A 22294-nucleotide genomic window follows, 5' to 3' on the forward strand; every position below is an offset into this window, starting at 1 on the left:
ACGATCGAGTAAAAGACGGTCTGCTCTGGTGTTGGTCGCGTTATGATAATGCCCGTTTCAATACCGGGATGCGAGACAGGATCAGGAGATCAAGCGCCAGTACCGTGATCAGGGTCACCCCGGCGAGCGGGAAGGCGAGGGACAGGGCCAGACCGATCAGCACTGCACCTTGCCAGAGTGGCATGTTGCGCGGCAGCGGCGGGGCGACCAGACGACCCGCACGGGCCGGGCGACGCAGCCACCACATGACCACGCCACTGACACAGACAAACACCAACATCAGGCAGAACAGCGTGTTGAAGATCAGGTTCCAGAGCCCCATGAAGCCCACATGCAGGGCAACACCCACGGCCATGCCCTGACCATAGACCGAGTAATCGGCAAATTTTACATCGGCCAGAATATTGCCGGTATAGCGGTCGATATGAACGGTGCGGTCCGAGAGTGGATCGTCGCTGTCATTGCTCATGGAATCCCGGGCGATGGTCCAGACACCGGTTTCACCGCGCGGGAAGTGCAGTTGGAAGCGCTGGTCAAAACCGATCTGCCGGGCGAGGGCGATAATATTGTCGAGGGTGACCGGCGTACCCTCTGGCAGGCCGGTTGCCCCGGCATCAGAGCCGGATGCGGGCATCGGGGTCTGTTCCAGCGCCCATGGCACCTCATGGATCACGCCGTGGTTGAGGCTCGCATGGTTCACATCGGACAGCGGGACATTGTCCCATTTCGCCGCCGGGAAGGTGCTCCAGGCCTGTACGAATTTGCTGCCCCAGATGCCGGCCCATGACAGACCGGTAATCAGGAAGATCACAAGGGTCAGTGAAATCCAGACACCGATGGTGACATGCAGGGATTTCCAGAGTGCCCGACCGCGTGCCGCCAGATTTGGCACCAGTGATTGCAGGATGCCGGTCCCGCGCGGCCACCAGAGATAGAGACCGGTGGCGATCAGCACCATGGCCAGAGATGCGGCAATCTCTATCATCCGGTCGCCGGTAACACCGATCAGCAGCGAGCCGTGAATTTCGCGGAAGAACTCGTACCAGCTCTCCCGCCGCTTCATGGTCCCGACCACCTCAGCGGTGTATGGATCGACCGCGACCATATAGGCATCGCTGCCCTCATCGACGCGGAAGATGGCGGCGAGGTTGTCGGCCTTGGGCGCGATGTATTGTTTGACGGTGCCATCGGTCACGGTTGCCAGCGCCGCATCGGCCTGTACCGAAACCGGCAGGGTCTGTTCCTGCGGCACGACGGCGGTGCCCTCACCGTCACGACCATAGAGCACGCTGCTCCACATGATCAGCGTGCCGGTAATTGCCAGCATGATGAGGAAGGGAATGACGTAAAGTCCGGCATAGAAATGCCAGCGCCAGGCGGCGCGGTAGAACGCATTGGCGCGTGCTGCCTCGGCGTCACTGTCGGACGCGGCAAGCGGGGTTTGGGTATCCATGGAAATATCCTGATATGCATGTGAAGACGGGCCGTGGCCCGGTCACTTGGCACATCGGATAAGGCAGGCCTTAGGCAGCAGCGCTATGGGGAACGGGCAGAACGGCGATATGAACCGGGGCTGGTTCTGTTGCCGGTGGCCCGCGCGATGGCGGTGGCAGGGCGTGGAGCCGCGCCAGCGTTGTCTGGTGATCGAGGAACCATGTCCGGCTCTCGACCGGCAGAGCCGTCAGCGCAATCGTTGTTGGCTTTGCAACCTGTGCCAGCACGGTACCGGCATAGGCGCAGACGTTGTGCTGTCCGTCATCGTTGTTATCGCCATCACCGTCAGGTGCGTCCGGCGTGTCGGCTGCCTCGTAGTCGGCGGCGGGCACATAGACCGTTTTGGTGCCGGTGGCGGTACAGATGACCATCTCCAGCACCGCGCCATCATCCGACAGCGCAGGCATGAAGCCGACCGGGATCAGCCCGCCGACAAGCAGGCTGAGAATGGTCAGAAGGATGACGGCGATGCGTCCGGTCATGGGCTGCGGGTTGATCCCTGATATGGCGGGTGTGCCGGAATGATCTGCAGGCGATACTGCATGTTCAGACCGCGCGCAATCATTGAGCGGTCAGGGCGGCAAAATGCGCAACGTAAGGGGGGGATCAGACCACGCTGTCCCATGGCTTCGACAGGCGCATGGCACCGTTGATGATGCCGACCATGGAATAGGTCTGCGGGAAGTTGCCCCAGGCGGCACCGGTCTTGAAATCGGTATCCTCAGACATCAGGCCGAGGCTGTTCCGGGCGGCGAGCAGGTCTTCGAAAATCGCCCGCGCCTCATCCATCCGACCGATCTTGGCGAGCGCATCGAGCCGCCAGAAGGCACAGATGTTGAAGGCGGTTTCCGGCTCACCGAAATCATCGGCTTCCTGATAGCGCATCATGAACGAGCCGCGCCCCAGATCCTTGTCCAGTGCCTCAACGGTGGAGACAAAGCGCGGGTCTTTCGGGTCGATAAAGCCGACCTCGCTCATCAGCAGTACGCTGGCATCGAGAAACTGGCCGCCGAAGCTCTCGACGAAGGCCTGTTTCTCATCGGACCATGCTTGTGTCAGCACCTTTTCCCGGATGATATCGGCCCGTTCACGCCAGAACCGGCCGCGGTCGGGCAGGCCGATATGGGCAGCGATCTTCGCCAGCCGGTCACAGGCGGCCCAGCACATGACGCTGGACGAGGTATGGATGCGGGCGCGGGTGCGGAGTTCCCAGATACCGGCATCGGGCTGGTCATGGAGCTTCCATGACTGCTCGCCGAGGCCTTCCAGACGCTCGAACTCGGCCTGACCGATGGCGCGGAAAATACGTTTGTCGAAAAACGCCTGCGAGGCACCGAGGATGATGTTGCCATAGGTGTCGAACTGGAAATGCTCATGGGCCTGATTGCCGATGCGCACCGGGCCATTGCCCTCGAAACCGGGCAGTTCCTCAACGATCCATTCGGTGATGTTTGCCTCCAGCCCGATGCCATAGACCGGCTGGATATGGCCGCCACCGGTCTGGGCGATGATATTCATCAGCCACTGGACATAATCCTCCATGGTCTTGAGCGCGGCGAGGCTGTTCAGCGCCCGGACCACAAAGAATGCATCCCGGACCCAGCAGAAACGGTAATCCCAGTTGCGTTCCGATCCCGGCGCTTCCGGGATACTGGTGGTCATGGCGGCGACAATCGCGCCGGTGGATTCATAGGCGCAGAGCTTGAGCGTGATCGCCGCCCGGATCACCGCATCCTGCCATTCGAAGGGCAGGGCGAGGGAGTTGACCCAGTCGCGCCAGTAATCGGCGGTGCGGCTCTCATATTCATTGGCCGTGGTCTCAATGCCCGAGGGCAGGGTCTCATCGGGTCCGAAGATCAGGTCGACCGGGTAATCGAGCAGGAACGGGGTTTCCTGCATGATGTAGTCCAGCGGCGCGTTGGCGGTCAGGCGCTGCACCTGCTTGCCACCGACATAGCGGATATGGTTCGAACCCTGGGTGGTGTCCGGGGTGCCGCGTCCATGGTTGTAACCGGGGCGCAGCTTGATCGCGATCCGTGGACTGCCGGAGAGGGTACGGATACGCCGGACCAGCATCTGTGGCCGGAAGATGCGCTGGCGACTTCTGAACCGGGGGGCGAAGTCGCGGATTTCGATACTGCCGGCATCGCTTTCCAGCACGGTTTCGATGATCGCCGTATTCGGGATATAGCGCTGACGGGCTGCGGTCTGGCCTTCCAGCTCAATTACGAAACCGCCCTGATCCGGTCGGTCGGCGGGGCTGCCGAGCAGTGAGTGGAATACCGGGTCGCCATCAAAACGGGGCAGACAGCACCATTTGATTTCGCCGCGCGGATCAATGAGCGCGCTGATGCTGCAATTGCCGATAAGGCCGAGATCAATACCTGCCATAAAAATCTTCTGAAGTTTGTGAAATCTGTGTGATGCCATAGTACTTAGCATCAAATTCGGTCAGGTCGAGCAGCGATTTTGCGGCTGTTTGTTTGCCAATAGGGCGAAACGGCGTATTACTGGTTGCGGTGTTTCAAGACTGTCCCGTTTCGTATTTCCGACTGATTTCCATGAGTTCTGACAATCCCTCTGATCCCAATTCAACTGATTCCGGGCCGGAAGCGCTGACCCGCAAGCTGGCCGAGCGGCTGCTCGATATGACCCTGCCCGATGAGTGCGTACCGGGGGTAACGGCCAATCTAGACCTGCTCAATACTCACCGGGATATTCTGCGCGGTTTCGATCTGCCGGGAGAGGGCGACTGATGACCAGCAGCGATTAGCGGCGCACCAGCAGCAAATCACATGGCGGTGTACGGATCAGCATTTCTGTAAAGCTGCCGAGCAAGGTTGGTGACACTAATGACCGTCCGTGTGCACCAATAGCGATAAGGTCTGGCTTGATCTCTTTGAGTTTTATGGCAAGAGATTCAGTGACACTCATTGGCATGGGCTCTGGCTTTTCAAGACCAGTTGGTAAATCGGCGTTCTGCCACCAGTCATGAAGGCGTTTGTTTGCTGTCTCAATAAACGGTTCAAGAGTTTTAGCCGACTTGTCCGGTCCAAAAAGCCCGATATAGGGAACGTGCATTGCGTGGAAACCATACAATTTGGCTTCTGGTGCAACTGTCATGGATATATTTGCTGCTGCCTCACAAGCGGGCGAAAGATCAATGCCGCAAAGCACATTTTTATAGCCATTGGCCACTACTTCGCTAGACAATAGAACGGCCCTATTGGTGGCGCGTACTATGCGCTCCATGGTTGTGCCGCTGAACATATCCCAGAACGCGCGTTTCTTATGTACGCCAAGAATAATCAGATCGACATCAAGCTTTTCTGAAAGCGATACTATGTCTTGTACCGGGTCGCCGATAACTACCCTTATATCAACTGATTTTTCCGTAATTGATGTACATAGGGCTTCTATTTCCTGTCGTGCATCGGCAGCGAGTGTTTTCGCCACGCCAGTTGGTAGCTCATCATCAATAACGCAGGTTACTGTGACTTCGCATGAACAGGATTCTGCAATAGCAAATGCGCGCCGAACCGCACGCTCGGAACGAATGGATAAATCAGTGGCAACAAGGATGTTCTTCATAAAAAGATCCGCATTCTTAATCTCTGTCATCATGCGTGATTGCTACATGTGCAGTGATGAAAAGGTCAGAATATTTTTCTTGATGATTAGGGAGTGTAGGTGCTTGGCTAATCTCACATGTTCGAAATTAACCTGCTTTATTTGCTAAAAAAAGCTAATTTTTCCCTTGCAACACCAGTTGGGGAGGGGTGTTCCTGATATGAGGCATTTTGATCTGATTTTATCAGGGGGTGTCGTTTGAACCAACTGGTCAAAATTGTTGGTGAGGTCGCGAGTAAAAAAATGACGGCTTTAGCTGTTGTTACCGAGGCGATCGACCGGCTGAAAGAACGTGACCGCCGTATCGGCGCGGTGACCCGGCTGCTTGAGGATGAGGCGCTGGCCGATGCGCAAGCGCTCGATGCCATGATTGCGCAGGGCGAGGACCCCGGACCGCTCGCCGGGGTGCCGTTCGGGGTCAAGGACCTGTTTGATGTTGAGGGCATACCGACCACCGCCGGGGCCGCGATGCGCAAGGATGCACCGCCCGCGATCCGTGATGCCGAGGCCGTGCGACGGCTCAAGGCTGCCGGGGCCATTCTGGTCGCGACCCTCAATATGGACGAATACGCCTATGGCTTCGTCACGGTGAATGACTGCTGGGGGACGACCAAAAATCCCCATGATACGGCGCGCCTTGCCGGTGGCTCATCCGGTGGCTCGGCGGCGGCTGTGGCCGATGGCATGTTGCCGCTCACCCTCGGTTCCGACACCAACGGGTCGATCCGCGTGCCCTCGGCGCTCTGCGGTGTCTATGGCCTCAAACCCGCCCATGGCAGCCTGCCAATGGAAGGGGTGTTTCCCTTTGTCGACAGCTTTGACGACATCGGGCCGTTCACCACCTCACTGACCGATCTGGAACTGGTCTGGCGCATTCTGCTGCAACAACCGCTCGGCGATACCGCACCGAGGGGCGATCACAAAATTGCCCGGCTCGGTGGCTGGTTCGCCAGTAATCTGGCTCCGGAGCTGGATGAGGCGATCAAGGGTATTTGCGAGCGTTTCGGCAATGCCCCGACGGTTGAGTTGCCCCATGTGGATGTGGCCCGGTCGGCGGCGTTTCTGATGACCGCCGCCGAGGGTGGCGAGCGCCATCTCGATGATCTGCGTTCGCGGGTCATGGATTTTGATCCGGCCACCCGCGACCGGCTGATTGCCGGGGCGATGCTGCCTGCCTCGACCTATTTCCGCGCCCAGCGGTTCCGGGAATGGTTCCGGGCCGAGGCTGACAAGCTGTTCGACCATTATGACGTGCTGGTTGCGCCCTCGGTCGGCTGTGTCTCGCCACTGATCAATGATCCGGTAATGCCGGTTGATGGCAAGATGGTGCCAGCGCGCGCCAATCTCGGCCTCTATACCCAGCCGCTCAGCTTAATCGGTCTGCCGGTGCTGGCAGTACCGCTCAAACGACCGGGCGACTTGCCGTTGGGGCTGCAGCTGGTCGGTGCGCCGGGGCGTGAGGGGGCATTGCTTGCCTTTGCCACGGCACTCGAGGCGGCAGGCATTATCGGCTATTCCGCGCCGTCCGCAGGCGCGACTGGGGAGTAGGGCAGAGACAGGGTTTTTGCGAAATAACCGCTGCCAGCCTATTCGCACTGTCTAGCTGACATGATAGAGTGCCCTCAAGCCACACAAGATGGCACCAAGGCAGGAGGAAAGACCCCTTTTGATTTAAAGGGTTACTGCCATGTTCAACGACCGATACGGCAAGAGCGACGCGCCGCAATGCGCTGGCGCCGTTGTGTCCTGCGCGACATGCCGCGACGGTCATCACGCAGGCCGGATCACACCGGCATTGCACATTCGGCTGAACTCTCGCACCGCTGCTATCTGAAGCATCAGACAAGCAATAATGCCGAGAGAGAACACCAATGCTGCATAGCGTAAGCGCCCTTCGGGGCATGACCACTGCACCACATCATCTGGCCGCACAGGCCGGTTGCGACGTCCTGAAGGATGGTGGCAATGCCGTTGAGGCTGCCGTTGCCATCGCGGCGACGCTTGCCGTCGTCTATCCCCATATGACCGGGATTGGCGGTGACGGGTTCTGGCTGATTGCCGAACCCGATGGCACGGTGCATGGGGTCGATGCCTGCGGACGCTCGGCGGCGACACTCTCGCTTGATGATTATCAGGGCCATGACGCAATCCCGATGCGTGGACCGCTGGCCGCGAATACCGTTGCGGGCACGGTTGCTGGATGGCAGGCCGCCCTCGACACCATTCCGGGTATGCTGCCGCTGTCGCGCCTGCTGCGTGATGCCATCCACCATGCCGAACATGGTGTGGCGGTAACCAAGGGCGGTGCCGAGATTGCGGCGAGCAAAGGCCCGGAACTGCGCGTTCAACCCGGTGCCTATGCCGATACTTTCGAGCCGGACGGCAAACCGCTGGCCGAAGGCGATATCCTGAAACAGCCGGTGCTTGGTGAAACCCTCGCCACGATTGCAGCCGAGGGCACCGACTGTTTCTATCGCGGTGATCTGGCGGCCCGGATTGCCGAGGATCTGGCGGCGCTGGGCAGTCCGGTTTCAGCGGATGATCTGGCGGCCCATGAGGTCACGCGCCCGACACCGCTGACGGTCTCGCTCGACGATATCCAGCTCTACAACATGACCCCGCCGACGCAGGGTGTCGCCTCGCTGCTGATCCTGGCGCTGTTCGACCGCCTCGGCGTGACCGAGGGTGAGGGGTTTGAGTATATCCACGGCCTCGTGGAAGCGACCAAACAGGCCTTTCTATACCGCGATGCCCATGTGGGTGATCCGGCATGGATGAACAGCGATCCGCAGGCGCTGCTCGATGATGCTTCTGCGCTTGACGCCATGGCCGGGAAGATCGACATGGCGACGGCACTGCCATGGCCGCAGCCACCGAGCGCCGGTGACACCACATGGTTCGGTGCCGCCGATAGCGATGGCCGCGTGGTCAGCGTAATCCAGAGCACCTATTTTGAATTCGGCTCCGGCATCGTGCTGCCGAAAACTGGTATCACCTGGCAGAACCGGGGCAGCAGCTTCCGCCTGACCGAAGGCGGCTGGAATGCGCTCAAGCCCGGTCGCAAGCCGTTCCATACGCTGAACCCGGCGCTGGCCCGGTTCGCCGATGGCCGCACCATGGCTTATGGCACCATGGGCGGTGAGGGCCAGCCGCAGACGCAGGCGGCGCTGTTCACCCGTTATGCCCGGTTCGGCATGGGCCTGCAGCAATCAATAACCGCCCCGCGCTGGCTGCTTGGCCGCACATGGGGCGAGGAAAGTACTTCCCTGAAACTCGAGGACCGTTTTGCCTCTGACCTGGTTCAGTCTCTGAAACAGGCAGGGCACGCGGTCGAATTGATGGACGCCTTTACCGCGACCATGGGCCATGCCGGGGCGATTGTCCGGCATGGCGATGGTCGATTGGAGGGCGCTAACGATCCAAGAAGCGATGGCATGGTGGCAGCATGGTAGATCAGAAACCTTCCGGCAAACGCGCGGTAGCGCGCTGTGATTTTCTCGGCGGAAAACCCTATAGCGACGAGGAGGACCTGCTGTTCCGCTCGTTTCTGTCGCCGGGCTATCACTGCACGGTGAAACAGGTTGCGAAATGGATGGCGGAAGCCGGCATGGCAACCCGTATCGACCCTGCCGGAAATCTGATCGGTCGCTATGAGGGCAGCACTGCCGATTCCCCGGCCTTGCTGATCGGCTCGCATCTCGACAGTGTCCGCGATGCCGGACGCTATGACGGACCGCTTGGTGTCATGCTCGGCATCGAATGCGTTGATGCCCTCAACCGCGCTGGCAAACGCATGCCCTATGCCATTGAGGTAATTGCTTTCGGTGATGAGGAAGGTTCGCGTTTCCCGGCCTCGATGCTGTGCAGCCGGGCGGTGGCCGGTACCCTGCCTGCCGGTGACCTCGATCAGGCCGATACCGATGGGGTCAGCCTGTCCGACGCCTTGATCAAATCCGGGCTGAGTACCGAAAACTTCCTCGACGCCCGCCGCGAACAGGGGGAGATACTGGCCTATCTCGAGGCGCATATAGAACAGGGGCCGATGCTGGAGGCGAAGGATTTGCCGGTGGGCACCGTCACCGCCTTTGCCGGGCAGCGCCGTTACCGTGTGGTTGTGACCGGCAAGGCCGGTCATGCGGGCACCACCGCCATGAGCCTGCGCCGTGATGCGCTTGCCGCCACGGCAGATGCGGTGCTGGCGGTGGAGCAGGTCGGTGTTGCCGGACCGGATGATCTGGTCTCGACCGTCGGTGTGTTGCAGGTGGCGCCGGGGGCGATCAACGTCATTCCGGGTCAGGTTGAATTTACCGTCGACATTCGGGCGGGTGATGCCCCGACCCGTGATGATGCCGCCAGCGAAATTCTGGCTCGGTTCGAGATCATTGCCGCCAAGCGCAATGTCAGCTTCGAGGTGACACCGCTGCAGGAGATCATGCCCTGTCCGTGTGACCCTGAACTGATGGCGCTGCTCGACCGTTCGATTGACAAGGTGGGTGTTCAGCCGATGCGCCTCGTCAGCGGTGCCGGGCATGATGCCATGAGCTTCGGTGATTTCTGTCCGGTGGCCATGCTGTTCGTGCGTTGCCGCGACGGTATCAGCCACAATCCGGCGGAGCATGTGGAGCAGGCCGATGTTGATGTTGCATTCAACGTCATGCTGGGCTTCATTGACCAGCTTGCAGCAAGTCCAATGACGGCAGGCATGAAGCAACAACAATCCGCCAACGGAGAAACCCTTGAAGCCTGATTATTTTGGCGAGATCGATCCCCCGCAGCGCCTGCTGATGGGGCCCGGTCCGGTGAATGCCCACCCGCGCGTCCTGCGCGCCATGTCCGCCGACCTGCTCGGACAGTTCGACCCGGAAATGACCGAATACATGAACCAGACGATGGCGCTCTATCGCCCGATTTTCGGGACGGAGAACCGTTGGACGTTTCTGGTCGATGGTACCGCGCGTGCCGGGATCGAGGCAGCGCTGGTGTCGCTCGCCGCACCTGGCGATACCGTGCTGGTGGTGAATTTCGGTCGTTTTGGCCTGCTGCTGACCGAAATCCTGGAGCGGATCGGGGCGAAGATCGTGACCGTCGATGCCCCCTGGGGTGAGACGGTGCCCATGGCGGCAATCAAGGAAGCGATCGAGCGTCACGGCCCGAAGGTTGTCGCCTCGGTGCATGGCGATACGTCGACCACCATGGCCCAGCCGCTGGATGGTCTCGGTGAGCTGTGTCGCGCTGCCGGTGCCTATTCTTATGTCGACGCGACGGCGACGATTGGCGGTATGGAAATCGCTTCTGACCGCTGGGGTATCGATGTGGTGACCGGCGGTTTGCAGAAGTGCCTCGGCGGACCGTCCGGTTCCTCGCCGATCACGGTTTCCGACCGGGCGGCGGAGTACATCTTTTCCCGCCGCCATGTGGAGAAGGGCATTGTCCGCGATGACATCAGCGACGGCAGCGGTACCCGCATCGGTTCCAACTATTTCGATCTCGCCATGGTCATGGATTACTGGTCGGAAAAGCGCCTCAACCACCATACCGAGGCGACGAGCATGCTCTACTGTGCGCGTGAATGTGCCCGTGTGGTGCTGGGCGAGGGGCTTGAGGCCCGCTTTGACCGCCATGTGAAGGCCGGTGCCGCGGTTACCGCCGGTGCCCGTGCACTGGGCTTGGAAGTGTTCGGCACCGACGCCACCCGCATGACCAATGTGACCGGCATCTATATCCCCGACAGCGTTGACGGCGAGCGGGCCCGCAAGCGGATGCGTGAGGATTTCGAGATCGAGATCGGCACCGCCTTTGGCCCGCTGCAGGGCAAGATATGGCGGATCGGTGCCATGGGCTATAACGCCATGAAACATAAGGTGCTGATTACCCTCGGCGCGCTTGAGGCTGTGCTGCGTGCAGAAGGTTTTGTGGCCCCCGCCGGTGCTGCGGTCGAGGCCGCGCTTGAGGTCTATGACCAATGAGCGAGATGCAGCCCCGCGATCTGGTTGGCTATGGTGCCAATCCGCCCGACCCGCAATGGCCGAACGGGGCCAGGGTCGCCGTGCAGTTTGTCATCAATTACGAAGAGGGCGGCGAGAATACCGTCCTCAATGGTGACAAGGGATCGGAGGCGTTTCTGTCCGATATGGTCGGGGCTCCGAGCCATGAGGGCGCGCGCGCCATGGCGATGGAGAGCCTCTATGAATATGGTTCGCGTGCCGGGTTCTGGCGTCTGCATCGCCTGTTCACTGAACGGCAGTTGCCGGTAACCGTCTTTGGCGTTGCTCATGCCATGGCGATGAACCCGGCGGCGGTTGAGGCCATGCTCAAGGCGGATTGGGAAATTGCCACCCACGGCCTGCGCTGGATTGATTACCAGTATGTATCAGAGGCGGTTGAGCGTGAGCATGTGGCACAGGCCATCGAGTTGCATACCAAGCTGACCGGCAGTCGCCCGCTCGGCTGGTATCAGGGCCGCACCTCACCCAATACGGCACGGATTGTCGCCGAGGAGGGTGGCTTTACCTATGACGCCGACAGCTATGCCGATGATCTGCCCTATTACGACCGCAAACATGGCCGGGCACAGCTGATCGTGCCCTATACCCTTGACGCCAATGACATGAAGATGGTGGCGCTCAACGGCTTTACCGAGGGCGAGCAGTTCTTCCGTTATCTGCGCGATACCTTTGACCAGTTACGGGCCGAGGGTGGCCGGATGATGTCGGTCGGTCTGCATGGTCGCATTGCCGGTAAACCCGCGCGTGCCCGTGCGGTGGCCCGGTTCCTCGATCATGTGATCGCCAGCGGCGATGCCTGGGTAACCCGGCGCATCGACATTGCCGATCACTGGCTCAAGGTACATGCGCCATGAAGATCAATGACCCCGATATTGTCGCCGAGGTGCGCGCCGCTTTCGATGCCTATGAGGCGGCCCTGATGGCCGATGATGTGGCAGCGATGGACCAACTGTTCCACGATGCACCGACCACTGTTCGCTATGGTGTCGGTGAGGTGCTCTACGGCATCGAGGAAATCCGCGAATTCCGCAAGGGCCGTGGCGGCTCGCCGCAACGTCGCCTCGGTCGGGTGGAGATCACCGCCTATGGCCCCGATTTCGCCACCGCTGATGCCGAGTTCTTCCGTGAAGGTTCCGACCGTCGCGGACGGCAGAGCCAGAGCTGGGTGCGGTTTCCCGATGGCTGGAAGGTTGTCTCCGCCCATGTGTCGCTGGAGGGCAGCCATTCATGAGCGAGAACACCACGTCCGCGATTGATCCGAACAGCCTGTCCGATGACGCCTTTATTGCGCGCTATGGCTTTCTGTTCGAGCATTCGCCATGGATTGTCGAGGCCGCTGCCGCGCGTCGCCCGTTTGATGATCTGCATGCCGGGCTGATGACCGTTGTGCATGAGGCGGACGAGGAGCAGCAGCTGGCCCTGATCCGTGCGCACCCGGAACTGGCGGGCAAGGCAGCGATTGCCGGTGACCTGACCGACAGCTCCACCGCCGAACAGGCCTCTGCCGGTCTCGATAAGCTGACAATGCAAGAGTATGAGCGTTTCCATGCGCTTAACGCGGCCTATGGTGAGCGTTTCGGCTTTCCTTTCATCATCTGTGTTCGTTTGACCGATAAGGCTGGTATCCTGAAAGCTATGATGGATCGCCTGAATAACGACCGCGAGCAGGAAATCGCCACCGCCATCGAACAGATCGGTGAGATTGTCCGCCTGCGTCTGGGAGAAGTTGCATGACCCACGCCATTGGCCTTGATGCACTGGAACAACGGGTCGCCCATGACCTTGCCTGCCTGAACCATGATGCCGCCGACTGGCTGCAGCCGCACACCTATAAGGGCGCGCATGTCTATGACACGGTGATTGTCGGTGGTGGCCAGAGCGGCATGGGTGCTGCCTTCGCTCTCCGGCGTGAGCGTATCGCCAATCTGCTGATACTGGACGAGAACCCGGCGGGTTATGAAGGGCCGTGGGATACCTATGCCCGCATGGCGACCCTGCGCACGCCCAAGCATCTGACCTCGATTGATCTCGGCGTGCCGAGCCTGACCTTCCGGGCATGGTGGGAGGCGCAGCATGGTGCCGAGGGCTGGGACAAGCTCGACAAGATCCCACGCAAGATCTGGATGGATTACCTGCGCTGGTATCGCAAGGTGCTCGACCTGCCGATGCGCAACGAGACAAAGCTGCTGCGGGTTGAGCCGGTCAAGCGTGGCCTGTTCCGCCTGCATCTGAGCAAGGGTGAGCCGGTACTGGCGCGCAAGGTCGTGCTGGCGACCGGTATTCAGGGCGGCGGCGAATGGCATACGCCGGGCTTTATCGCCGATAACCTGCCGAAAGAGTTTTACGCCCATACCTCGGAAGACATCGATTATACGCGGCTGAAGGGCAAACGGATTGCTGTGCTCGGTGCCGGTGCCTCGGCCTTTGACAACGCCCATCACGCGCTGGAAAGCGGCGTTACGGAAGTGCATGTCTTTGTTCGCCGCAAGCAACTGCCGACGGTGAACCCGATCCGGTTCATGGAGCAGAATGGCGTGATCCCGCGCTATGCCGTGATGAGTGATGCCGAGAAATATGCTTTCATGGCCTCGTTCTTCCATCGCAACCAACCGCCGACCAACGATATGTTCGAGCGTGCGGCGGCCTATCCCGGCTTCAACCTGCATCTCGGCTGTGGCTGGGAGGCGGTGTCGGTGGATGGCGACATGGTCAAGGTGAAGACCGAAAAGGGCATCTATCACTTCGACTTCCTCGTGCTCTCCACCGGTCTGGTGACCGATCCCGGCTTGCGCCCGGAACTGTGCGATGTGGCCGGGGATATTGCCCGCTGGGCCGATATCTATGAGCCACCGGCGGATGTGGCCAATACGGTCATCAGCCAGCACCCCTATGTCAGTGACAGTTTCGAGTTCGTGCCGCGTGCAGACAGCGATGCCGACAAGCTGCATGGTCTCTACGGTTTCAACTATTCCGCACTGATCAGCCACGGCCTGTCGGCGGCAGCGCTGTCGGGGCTGAAATATGCCTTGCCGCGCCTTGCCGGTGGTATCGCCAACCAGCTGTTCGAAGATGACAAGGCAAGCATTCTCGAAGGCTATTACGCCTATGACGAGCCGGAATTTGTCAGCGAGTGGAATGCCTCGCCATCGGAGGCTGCGGAATGACCTCGTCACTCTCGACCCATGTGCTTGACCTGACTCACGGCACACCCGCGAGCGGCATCCAGGTGCGCCTGCTGCAGGGTTCGGACGTCCTGTTCAGCGGTCTGACCGATGAGGATGGGCGCTGTCCCGGTCTGCAACCGATGGCACCCGGCACCTATCGGATCGAGTTTTCGGTCGCGGCCTATTTCCGTTCCAAGGGCATCGACTTGCCCGATCCGCCGTTCATCGATGTGGTTGGCATTGATTTCGGTATTGCCGACAGCGGTGGCCATTATCATGTGCCGCTGTTGGTCTCGCCCTTCGGCTACTCAACCTATCGGGGGAGCTGATGGGCACGGTCCGGTTTGTTCTTGATGGCGCGATACAGGAAGTTGCGGTCAGTGATCCGACGGCGACCCTGCTCGATCATCTGCGCTACAAGCTTGGCCGGACCGGTACCAAGGAAGGCTGTTCGGAGGGTGATTGCGGCGCCTGTACCGTGCTCGTCGGTACGCTCAATGGCGATGACCTGATCGACTGGCGGGCGGTCAATGCCTGTATCCTGTTCCTGCCCATGCTTGATGGCCGCGCCCTGCTGACGGTCGAGAGCCTTGCGGCGGATGACGTACTGCATCCGGTGCAGCAGGCCATGGTGGATTATCACGGCTCACAATGCGGGTTCTGTACCCCCGGTTTTGTCATGTCGCTCTATGCCCGCAGCATTGAGGCCTGCGGTACCAAGGACCAGCCGGTTGGTGATGTGATCGCGGGTAATCTGTGTCGCTGCACCGGTTATGGCCCGATCCTCGATGCCGGTAACGCGGTGCCGGTGAGTGCCCGCGATGACGGCGATACCATTGCCCTGTTACAGGGACTGCGGCGGGAGCAGCCGCTGACCATTCATAGCCATGATCCCGAAACCGGTGTGGATCGCCATTGGCTGACCCCACGGTCGATTGAGCAACTGGCGGATATGCTGGTGGCGCATCCGACCGCACGGGTGATTGCCGGTGGCACCGATATCGGCCTCTGGGTGACCAAGAAGCTCGACCGGCCCGAGGCGCTGATCTGGATTGGTGATGTGGCCGAGTTGAATACGATCCGGGAAGACCGCAACAATCTGGTGATCGGTGCCGGGGTTCGCTACAGCGATGCCCATGCAGCGCTGGCCCGGTTGCACCCCGATCTGGGTGAGCTGGTGCGGCGCATCGGCGGCCTGCAGGTGCGCAATGCCGGTACCATCGGCGGCAATATCGCCAATGGCTCCCCCATCGGCGACATGCCGCCCGCCCTGATCGCCCTCGGCGCGGAACTGACCCTGCGCCATGGCGACCGGCACCGCACCATGCCGCTGGAAGATTTCTTCATCACCTATGGCAGGCAGGACCGGGTGCCCGGCGAGTTTGTCGAGAGCGTGCGCATTCCGCGCCCGGACCCGAACAGCCGGATCGCGATCACCAAGCTGTCCAAACGCTTCGACAGCGATATTTCGGCTGTCTGCGCTGCCATTGCCTTACATTTTGACGGCGATGTGGTGCGTGATGCGCGGCTCGCCTTCGGTGGCATGGCCGGTATCCCGGCACGGGCGGAGAAGGCGGAGGCAGTGCTTTCCGATAAGCCGTTTGATCAGACCGCGGTGGATGCAGCGATTGCGGCACTGGGCGAGGATTTCGCGCCGCTCAGCGATCTGCGCGGATCATCGGCCTATCGCCTGCAGGCGGCAGGCAATCTCCTGCGCCGTCTGTTGCTGCAGCATGAAGGCTGCGGCGAGCCGGTCAGCGTGCTCGATCCACGGCTGGTGGAGGTGGCTGGCTGATGGCGGATGGCAGCACCAAATTACCCCCCGATAGAGCTGTGCATTCACCACGGGCCCATGACAGTGCGGTCATGCATGTCAGCGGTCGGGCACGCTATGTGGACGACATACCGGAACCGGCGGCCCTGCTGCATCTGGCATTCGGACAGAGCACCAAGGCCCGTGCCCGCGTCAAGGCAATCGACCTGACGGCGGTGCGCGGTGCGCCCGGTGTTGTGGCGGTTTTTACCGCCGGTGACATTCCGGGCGTCAATGATGTGAGCCCGTTTGCCGGGGATGACCTGCTGATGGCTTCCGACACGGTGCATTATGTCGGTCAGCCACTGTTCATCGTTGCCGCCGAGAGCTATCAGGCCGCGCGTATCGCAGCGCGCAAGGCGGTGGTGGATTATGAGGAACTGCCGCATCTGGTGACCATCGATGAGGCGAAAGCTGCCGGGTCACAGATCGAGGACAGTCAGCATATGGCGCGCGGTGATGCCGCCGCTGCCCTGCCAAAAGCGGCCAACCGCCTGCAGAACAGTTTTGCCATCGGTGGGCAGGATCACTTCTATCTCGAGGGCCAGATTGCCCTGGCCCAGCCCAATGGCGAGGGCGGGATACACATTATCAGCTCCACCCAGCACCCGAGCGAGGTGCAGCATCTGGTGGCCAAGGTGCTAGGCCTTGGCGATGCCGATGTGGTGATTGAGGTGCGGCGCATGGGCGGTGCCTTCGGGGGCAAGGAAACACAGGCCTCGGCCTTTGCTGCTGCATCGGCGCTGGTGGCGATGCAGACCGGTCGCCCGGCCAAATTCCGCGCCGACCGGGACGACGACATGGTGCTGACCGGCAAGCGCCATGATTTTATCGGCGGCTATGATGTGGGTTTTGACGATGATGGCCGGATCACCGCGATTGCGCTGGAGTTGGCCTCGCGTTGTGGTGCCTCGACCGACCTGTCCCCGGCCATCAATGACCGGGCGATGTTCCATGCCGATAACTGCTACTGGCTGTCTGATGTTTCGATCACGTCCCACCGCCTGAAAACCAATACGGTCTCCAATACGGCGTTCCGTGGCTTCGGCGGACCGCAGGGGATGCTGGTGATCGAGCGGGCAATGGACGACATTGCTGCCCATTTGGGGCTGGACCCGCTCACCGTGCGTCAGCGCAATCTCTATGGCATCGGGGAGAACAACGTCACGCCCTATGGCATGACCATTGAGGACAATGTCGCTGCTGATCTGATCGGCGAACTGGCCGAGCGGGCGGGGTATGCCGAGCGGGTGAAGGCCGTGGCTGCCTTCAACGCCACGAACCGGGTGCTGAAAAAGGGTCTTGCCCTGACGCCGGTGCGGTTCGGAATTTCCTTTACCACCAAGCATCTCAATCAGGGTGGGGCGCTGGTGCTGGTCTATGCCGATGGTACAGTGCTGCTCAACCATGGCGGTACCGAAATGGGGCAGGGGTTATTCGTCAAGGTGGCGCAGATTGTTGCCGATGTGTTTGCCATTCCGCTGGATCAGGTGCGTATCTCCGCAACCCGCACGGACAAGGTGCCGAATACCTCGGCCACGGCGGCATCTTCGGGCACTGACATCAACGGCATGGCGGCATTCCGGGCGGCGAGCACGATCCGTGAGCGGCTGACCACGCTGGCGGCCCAGCACTTCAATGTCGCCGAAGATGATGTCGCGTTCACGAGCGCCGGTATCCGCGCCGGTGTCGAACTGATCAGCTTTGCCGATCTTTGCCGTCTGGCGCATCTGAACCGTGTATCGCTGGCCGCCAATGGCTATTACGCGACGCCGAAGATCGAGTATGACCGCAGCAAGCACAAGGGCAGGCCCTTCCTGTACTTCGCCTATGGCGCGGCACTGTCGGAGGTGGTGATTGATACCCTGACCGGTGAGCACAAGGTGCTGGCGGTTGATATCCTGCATGATGTGGGTCGGTCGATTAACCCGGCGATTGACCGGGGCCAGATCGAGGGCGGCTTTGTACAAGGCATGGGCTGGCTGACCACGGAAGAGCTGGTCTATGGCGATGATGGCCGTCTGCTGACCCATGCGCCGTCGACCTATAAGATACCAACCGCCAATGACCGCCCGGCACGGATGGATATCCGCATCTGGGAACGCGGACTGAACCGTGAGGAGACGATCCATCGCTCGAAGGCGGTGGGCGAGCCGCCCTTCATGCTGGCGATTTCGGTGTTCTCTGCCCTGACACAGGCAGTGGCAGCCGCTGCCCCCGGCAAGGGCATGCCAAAACTCGATGCCCCGGCGACGCCCGAGCGTATCCTGAAAGCCGTGACCGAGCTGCAGTCCCGTAATGGCTGAGTGGCTGCAACAACTGCGTCAGGCGATGGCTGGCGGACCGGCAGCACTCATCACCATTCTGGCAACCGAAGGCTCGGCCCCGCGTGAGGCCGGTGCCCGCATGGTTATTACCGCTGACAGCATTCAGGGCAGTATCGGTGGTGGCAATCTCGAATATCAGGCGGTGGCACAGGCCCGCGCCGCCCTCGACCAGCCACCCGGTACATGGCGGGTGCAGGATTATCCGCTCGGCCCCCTGCTGAACCAGTGCTGCGGCGGCAAGGTGCGGTTGCTGATCGAGCATGTGAATGGTGAGCAGGCCGACTGGCTGAACGCTGGTGCCGATGATGCGGCGCAGCTGGTCGCCATGCTGACCGATGATGCGGTTCTCCGCGCATGGCACGCCAAGCCGGACGCAGAACTGCCCGGTGTCCGTGGTGACCGACCACAGGCCGGTGCGACATTCATCGAGCCATGGGAAGGCAAGCGTCAGCAGGTGCTGATGTTCGGTGCCGGGCATGTGGGGCAGGCGATCATCCGGGGCAGCTACGGCCTGCCGCTGGATTTTCACTGGTACGACAACCGCCCGGAAATGGCGGGCACGGATGGGCTGATTGCGGCTGATCCGGCAGCGATGATCGAGGCGGCGCGGCATTGTCCGGACGATACCAGGCTGCTGATCCTGACCCATGACCATGATCTGGATTACCGGCTGCTGGCGGCGGCGCTGAACAGCCCGGCACCGTTTATCGGCATGATCGGGTCAATAACCAAACGCGCGCGGTTTCTGTCCCGGCTGGAGAAGGAGGGCTTCGGCGCAGACGATCTGGCGCGGCTGGTCTGTCCGATCGGTCACCCGGATATACGCGGCAAGCAGCCGGGTGTTATCGCGGTGGCCGTGCTGGCGCAGCTATTGGCGGGCGGATAACCATCTATTGGTGTAGGTGACCAGTGCCATACCGGTGATCAGGGACAGAACAAAAACCACTACTGATGACAAGCCTGTGCCAAGCGCCGGTATTGCCCCACCGGGACAAAAACCGCTGATCCCCCAACCGATGCCAAATATTGCGGCCCCGGCAAGAAGGCGGAAATCTATCTTGCGGTTTTTGGGGACATCGAAGCTTTCTCCCCATATCGGCTTGTGCTGCCGGAAAAGCAGCCAATAGCCGGTGGCCGTGATGGCAAGTGCGCCACCCATGACAAACATCAGGCTCGGGTCCCATGTGCCGAATACATCAAAGAAATTGAGCACCTTCGCCGGGTTGATCATGCCTGAAATCAGGATGCCCAGTCCGAAGATCAGGCCAATCAGATATGCAGCAGCAAATCGCATCGCGTCAGCCCCCGACCATGTGACGAATGACAAAGACGGTAATGAAGGCCGATGCCATGAAGGCGAGTGTTGCGGCGATGGAGCGCGGGGAGAGCCTTGAAAGGCCACAAACGCCATGGCCGGATGTGCAGCCATTGCCGAGGGTTACCCCAATCCCGGCCAACAATCCGCCGATTACAAGTAATGGGATACCGGCCGGGCTTTCTACGGCAGGCATGTCGCCATGTATCATTCGGTAGGCCAGTGGTGCAGAGACCATCCCGAGTACCATGGCAATCCGCCAGTAACGTTCATGGCCACGAGCCGTTATCAAGGCACCTCGCAAAATGCCGGTCACACCGGCAATCCTGCCGAAGGTCAGCATTAGCAGGACAGCGGCAAGGCCGATAAGGCTGCCGCCAAACAGGCTTTGCCATGGGGTAAAAGCGGTTTCGATGTCTGTGTGTAACATGGGTCGTCCAGAACATGTTTGTACGTGCCGCCAACAGTAGCGGTAGGGAGGCTGATCTGGCACACGCAAAGTGTCCCACTCCACAGACATTACGATGAGGGCAAGAGTTTAACCGCGAACCTGACAGCCATTGAGAAACACATCGACGCCGCTCTCGACCCGTTTTTGCAATTCGGCCTGTGTCTGTTTGCCATCAACGCCGATCAGTTGGCGGATAAACAGGTCGCCGACGATGATGTTCTTGAAAATCACGGCGGCGTTGTCCGGATCCCTGATCTCAAGTTTGCCGCCCTTGGCCAACTCGCTCAGATACTCGCTGACCCGGCGGCTCAGAACATCGGGTCCCTGCCGGAAGAACGTATCGGTGATGTCTTCCGGCAAGGCGTTCTCGGTAATCAGAAAGCGTACCAAGGCCAATGTGCTTGGCTCGTTCAGGTTTTCGAGGAACCGCATGCCGACGCGGATCAATGCTTCCCGTGGTTCCGAGTTACGGTCGGGGCGCACATCGTGAAACTTGCTCAGAAACTCGTTGGTATGTTCTTCCAGAACCGCATGGAGCAGCCCGCTCTTGTCGCCGAAATACTGGTAGAGCGAGGTCCGTGATCCGCCGGCGGCATTTACCAGATCGCTCAGCGTCGTGTTCTCATAGCCCTGTTCGGTGAACAGTTTCGAGGCAGCCTTGACCAGTGCCCGGTAACGGGACTGGCCGCGCTGGCCGAGTTCATCGAAAGAGGGTCGTTCTAGTTCTGGTTGATCTTTGGTGCTCATGGCCCATTTTGAATTTTTATGTTGCACCTGCACAAACAATATGTACTGTACCGTACAATACAGTCAAGCGGTGTGTTTGAAGTGCAGGTTGCATGTTGCTCTGCTAATACTCTTGCTGCTCTTGAAAATTGATCGAGATATTCCCGTCATGAAACGTATTCTGACCCCTGCAATCCTTATGGTTGCCCTTGCTCTGACGACCGCCTGTAAAGATGAAGAGCAGGCCGCTGCCCCCGGTGGTGGTGCGCCGCAGGCGGTTGCTGTTACTGTCTATACGGTTGAGAAAAAACCGTTGCAGGTCAGTGCCGAACTGCCCGGTCGCACCTCTGCCTTCCGTATTGCCGAGGTACGCCCACAGGTGACCGGCATCATTCAGCAGCGCCTGTTTGAGGAAGGCGCGCTGGTTGAGGCCGGTGAGCAGCTGTATCAGATTGATCCCGCCCCGTATGAGGCCGAACTGGCCAGTGCCAAGGCTGATCTGCAGCGTGCCGAGGCCTCGGTTGCCAATGCCAATGCACGGGTGAACCGGTATGATCAACTGGTGCGGAATGACGTGGTCAGCCGTCAGAATTATGATGACGCCATCGCTGCTCAACGTCAGGGACGCGCTGAAGTGGCGGCGGCCAAGGCTGCGGTCGATGCGGCGGAAATCAATCTGCAATATACCCGCGTGTCAGCGCCGATTGCCGGTCGTACCGGGAAATCTGCTGTTACCGAGGGCGCGCTGGTAACCGCCAATCAGGACACCCTGATGACGGTGGTACAGCAACTCGACCCGATTTATGTGGACATGACCCAATCGGCCTCGCAACTGCTGAAACTGCGTCGTGAAATCGCACAGGGGCAGTTAACCCAGACGGTCGATCGTACGCCGGTCTCTTTGATCATTGACGGCGGCAATGATTATGAACTTCAGGGCGAGTTGAAATTCTCTGACGTTACCGTTGATGAGAGTACGGCAACAGTTCAGCTCCGTGCGGTTTTCCCGAACCCGAACAATGAGTTGCTGCCCGGTCTCTTCGTCAAGGCGGTGATTGATCAGGCAGTGCGCAATGAAGCTATTCTGGTTCCGCAGCGCGCGGTTGGTCGCGGGCCGAATGGTCAGGCACTAGTCTGGGTGCTGGGCGAGGACAACACGGTATCGCCCAAAACAGTGACGACGGAACAGGCGATGGGTAATGCCTGGCTGATCGCGGATGGTCTCGACGGTGGTGAGAGCATTGTTATCGAGGGGCTGCAGAAGGTCTCGCCGGGTGCCAAGGTTGATCCAGCCCCATCAGATTTCGAGATCGACCTGACGCTCGAAACAACCCAAGCCATCACTTTCTAATCATTCCTGCCGACAGGC

General features: G+C 60.3%; 21 protein-coding genes. 14 read left to right on the forward strand and 7 right to left on the reverse strand.

The window, feature by feature from the left end:
- Window positions 1-40 precede the first annotated feature (40 nt).
- From CBB62_12370 to CBB62_12380, 3 genes are all read right to left on the reverse strand, one after another.
- On the reverse strand, window positions 41-1453 hold the full coding sequence (locus CBB62_12370; protein OUT39197.1) for a hypothetical protein: 1413 nt from the start codon (window positions 1451-1453) through the stop codon (window positions 41-43).
- Window positions 1454-1523: 70 nt separating this feature from the next.
- On the reverse strand, window positions 1524-1976 hold the full coding sequence (locus CBB62_12375) for a hypothetical protein (protein OUT39198.1): 453 nt from the start codon (window positions 1974-1976) through the stop codon (window positions 1524-1526).
- A gap of 124 nt (window positions 1977-2100) precedes the next feature.
- Window positions 2101-3885, reverse strand: coding sequence for a glucoamylase (locus CBB62_12380; protein ID OUT39199.1), 1785 nt, complete (start codon window positions 3883-3885; stop codon window positions 2101-2103).
- A gap of 170 nt (window positions 3886-4055) precedes the next feature.
- Here CBB62_12380 and CBB62_12385 point away from each other — a divergent pair, with 170 nt between their 5' ends.
- Window positions 4056-4250 carry a hypothetical protein gene (locus CBB62_12385; GenBank protein OUT39200.1) on the forward strand — a complete coding sequence of 65 codons (195 nt, stop codon included), beginning with the start codon at window positions 4056-4058 and terminating at the stop codon, window positions 4248-4250.
- 13 nt (window positions 4251-4263) lie between these two features.
- Here CBB62_12385 and CBB62_12390 read toward each other — a convergent pair whose 3' ends face one another.
- Window positions 4264-5118, reverse strand: a complete 855-nt coding sequence (locus CBB62_12390; protein ID OUT39201.1) for a hypothetical protein — start codon at window positions 5116-5118, stop codon at window positions 4264-4266.
- Window positions 5119-5322: 204 nt separating this feature from the next.
- Between CBB62_12390 and CBB62_12395 the strand changes: the two genes are divergently transcribed.
- The 12 genes from CBB62_12395 (at window position 5323) to CBB62_12450 (ending at window position 19319) form a co-directional block, all read left to right on the forward strand.
- Complete coding sequence (locus tag CBB62_12395) at window positions 5323-6672, forward strand: AtzE family amidohydrolase (protein ID OUT39202.1); 1350 nt, start codon at window positions 5323-5325, stop codon at window positions 6670-6672.
- 323 nt (window positions 6673-6995) lie between these two features.
- Window positions 6996-8576 carry a gamma-glutamyltransferase gene (locus tag CBB62_12400; GenBank protein OUT39203.1) on the forward strand — a complete coding sequence of 527 codons (1581 nt, stop codon included), beginning with the start codon at window positions 6996-6998 and terminating at the stop codon, window positions 8574-8576.
- On the forward strand, window positions 8570-9871 hold the full coding sequence (locus tag CBB62_12405) for an allantoate amidohydrolase (protein OUT39204.1): 1302 nt from the start codon (window positions 8570-8572) through the stop codon (window positions 9869-9871). Before CBB62_12400 ends, CBB62_12405 begins: the two co-directional genes overlap by 7 nt.
- Window positions 9872-9908: 37 nt before the next feature.
- The gene (locus CBB62_12410; protein ID OUT39798.1) at window positions 9909-11090 is read left to right on the forward strand and encodes an aminotransferase; all 1182 of its coding nucleotides are present in this window, start codon (window positions 9909-9911) and stop codon (window positions 11088-11090) included.
- 5 nt (window positions 11091-11095) lie between these two features.
- Window positions 11096-11983 carry a chitin deacetylase gene (locus CBB62_12415; GenBank protein ID OUT39799.1) on the forward strand — a complete coding sequence of 296 codons (888 nt, stop codon included), beginning with the start codon at window positions 11096-11098 and terminating at the stop codon, window positions 11981-11983.
- Window positions 11980-12360, forward strand: coding sequence for a DUF4440 domain-containing protein (locus CBB62_12420; GenBank protein OUT39205.1), 381 nt, complete (start codon window positions 11980-11982; stop codon window positions 12358-12360). The genes CBB62_12415 and CBB62_12420 overlap by 4 nt, the downstream gene beginning before the upstream one ends.
- A complete protein-coding gene (locus tag CBB62_12425; GenBank protein ID OUT39206.1) occupies window positions 12357-12863 on the forward strand; it encodes an OHCU decarboxylase in 507 nt (168 codons plus the stop codon). The genes CBB62_12420 and CBB62_12425 overlap by 4 nt, the downstream gene beginning before the upstream one ends.
- A gap of 8 nt (window positions 12864-12871) precedes the next feature.
- Entirely contained in the window at window positions 12872-14293 is a 1422-nt protein-coding gene (locus CBB62_12430; GenBank protein OUT39800.1) for a monooxygenase, read from the forward strand.
- Window positions 14290-14622 (forward strand): hydroxyisourate hydrolase, encoded by a 333-nt coding sequence (locus CBB62_12435; protein ID OUT39207.1) that lies wholly within the window; start codon window positions 14290-14292, stop codon window positions 14620-14622. Before CBB62_12430 ends, CBB62_12435 begins: the two co-directional genes overlap by 4 nt.
- Window positions 14622-16088: a xanthine dehydrogenase small subunit gene (locus CBB62_12440; GenBank protein OUT39208.1), complete on the forward strand. Its 1467-nt coding sequence runs from the start codon at window positions 14622-14624 to the stop codon at window positions 16086-16088. Before CBB62_12435 ends, CBB62_12440 begins: the two co-directional genes overlap by 1 nt.
- Window positions 16088-18412 carry a xanthine dehydrogenase molybdopterin binding subunit gene (locus CBB62_12445; GenBank protein ID OUT39209.1) on the forward strand — a complete coding sequence of 775 codons (2325 nt, stop codon included), beginning with the start codon at window positions 16088-16090 and terminating at the stop codon, window positions 18410-18412. Before CBB62_12440 ends, CBB62_12445 begins: the two co-directional genes overlap by 1 nt.
- Window positions 18405-19319 carry a xanthine dehydrogenase accessory protein XdhC gene (locus tag CBB62_12450; GenBank protein OUT39210.1) on the forward strand — a complete coding sequence of 305 codons (915 nt, stop codon included), beginning with the start codon at window positions 18405-18407 and terminating at the stop codon, window positions 19317-19319. Before CBB62_12445 ends, CBB62_12450 begins: the two co-directional genes overlap by 8 nt.
- Here the strand turns inward: CBB62_12450 and CBB62_12455 are convergent.
- From CBB62_12455 to CBB62_12465, 3 genes are all read right to left on the reverse strand, one after another.
- Window positions 19302-19727 carry a permease gene (locus CBB62_12455; protein OUT39211.1) on the reverse strand — a complete coding sequence of 142 codons (426 nt, stop codon included), beginning with the start codon at window positions 19725-19727 and terminating at the stop codon, window positions 19302-19304. The two genes, CBB62_12450 and CBB62_12455, sit on opposite strands and share 18 nt — an antisense overlap.
- Window positions 19728-19731: 4 nt before the next feature.
- Window positions 19732-20178, reverse strand: a complete 447-nt coding sequence (locus CBB62_12460) for a hypothetical protein (GenBank protein OUT39212.1) — start codon at window positions 20176-20178, stop codon at window positions 19732-19734.
- A gap of 108 nt (window positions 20179-20286) precedes the next feature.
- Complete coding sequence (locus tag CBB62_12465) at window positions 20287-20946, reverse strand: hypothetical protein (protein OUT39213.1); 660 nt, start codon at window positions 20944-20946, stop codon at window positions 20287-20289.
- A 148-nt stretch (window positions 20947-21094) separates the two neighbouring features.
- On the opposite strand from CBB62_12465, the gene CBB62_12470 reads away from it, so the two are divergent.
- Window positions 21095-22276 carry an efflux transporter periplasmic adaptor subunit gene (locus tag CBB62_12470; GenBank protein ID OUT39214.1) on the forward strand — a complete coding sequence of 394 codons (1182 nt, stop codon included), beginning with the start codon at window positions 21095-21097 and terminating at the stop codon, window positions 22274-22276.
- Window positions 22277-22294: the final 18 nt, after the last annotated feature.

Origin of the sequence: Micavibrio sp. TMED2, from assembly GCA_002168225.1 — a bacterium.
GTDB lineage: Bacteria > Pseudomonadota > Alphaproteobacteria > TMED2 > TMED2 > TMED2.

Excerpts from the sequence above, each read along its gene's own strand:
- CBB62_12370 (OUT39197.1), bottom strand. The coding sequence starts at position 1,453 with ATGGATACCCAAACCCCGCTTGCCGCGTCCGACAGTGACGCCGAGGCA.
- CBB62_12375 (OUT39198.1), bottom strand. The coding sequence starts at position 1,976 with ATGACCGGACGCATCGCCGTCATCCTTCTGACCATTCTCAGCCTGCTT.
- CBB62_12380 (OUT39199.1), bottom strand. The coding sequence starts at position 3,885 with ATGGCAGGTATTGATCTCGGCCTTATCGGCAATTGCAGCATCAGCGCG.
- CBB62_12385 (OUT39200.1), top strand. The coding sequence starts at position 4,056 with ATGAGTTCTGACAATCCCTCTGATCCCAATTCAACTGATTCCGGGCCG.
- CBB62_12390 (OUT39201.1), bottom strand. The coding sequence starts at position 5,118 with ATGATGACAGAGATTAAGAATGCGGATCTTTTTATGAAGAACATCCTT.
- CBB62_12400 (OUT39203.1), top strand. The coding sequence starts at position 6,996 with ATGCTGCATAGCGTAAGCGCCCTTCGGGGCATGACCACTGCACCACAT.
- CBB62_12405 (OUT39204.1), top strand. The coding sequence starts at position 8,570 with ATGGTAGATCAGAAACCTTCCGGCAAACGCGCGGTAGCGCGCTGTGAT.
- CBB62_12410 (OUT39798.1), top strand. The coding sequence starts at position 9,909 with ATGGGGCCCGGTCCGGTGAATGCCCACCCGCGCGTCCTGCGCGCCATG.
- CBB62_12415 (OUT39799.1), top strand. The coding sequence starts at position 11,096 with ATGCAGCCCCGCGATCTGGTTGGCTATGGTGCCAATCCGCCCGACCCG.
- CBB62_12420 (OUT39205.1), top strand. The coding sequence starts at position 11,980 with ATGAAGATCAATGACCCCGATATTGTCGCCGAGGTGCGCGCCGCTTTC.
- CBB62_12425 (OUT39206.1), top strand. The coding sequence starts at position 12,357 with ATGAGCGAGAACACCACGTCCGCGATTGATCCGAACAGCCTGTCCGAT.
- CBB62_12435 (OUT39207.1), top strand. The coding sequence starts at position 14,290 with ATGACCTCGTCACTCTCGACCCATGTGCTTGACCTGACTCACGGCACA.
- CBB62_12440 (OUT39208.1), top strand. The coding sequence starts at position 14,622 with ATGGGCACGGTCCGGTTTGTTCTTGATGGCGCGATACAGGAAGTTGCG.
- CBB62_12445 (OUT39209.1), top strand. The coding sequence starts at position 16,088 with ATGGCGGATGGCAGCACCAAATTACCCCCCGATAGAGCTGTGCATTCA.
- CBB62_12450 (OUT39210.1), top strand. The coding sequence starts at position 18,405 with ATGGCTGAGTGGCTGCAACAACTGCGTCAGGCGATGGCTGGCGGACCG.
- CBB62_12455 (OUT39211.1), bottom strand. The coding sequence starts at position 19,727 with ATGCGATTTGCTGCTGCATATCTGATTGGCCTGATCTTCGGACTGGGC.
- CBB62_12460 (OUT39212.1), bottom strand. The coding sequence starts at position 20,178 with ATGTTACACACAGACATCGAAACCGCTTTTACCCCATGGCAAAGCCTG.
- CBB62_12465 (OUT39213.1), bottom strand. The coding sequence starts at position 20,946 with ATGAGCACCAAAGATCAACCAGAACTAGAACGACCCTCTTTCGATGAA.
- CBB62_12470 (OUT39214.1), top strand. The coding sequence starts at position 21,095 with ATGAAACGTATTCTGACCCCTGCAATCCTTATGGTTGCCCTTGCTCTG.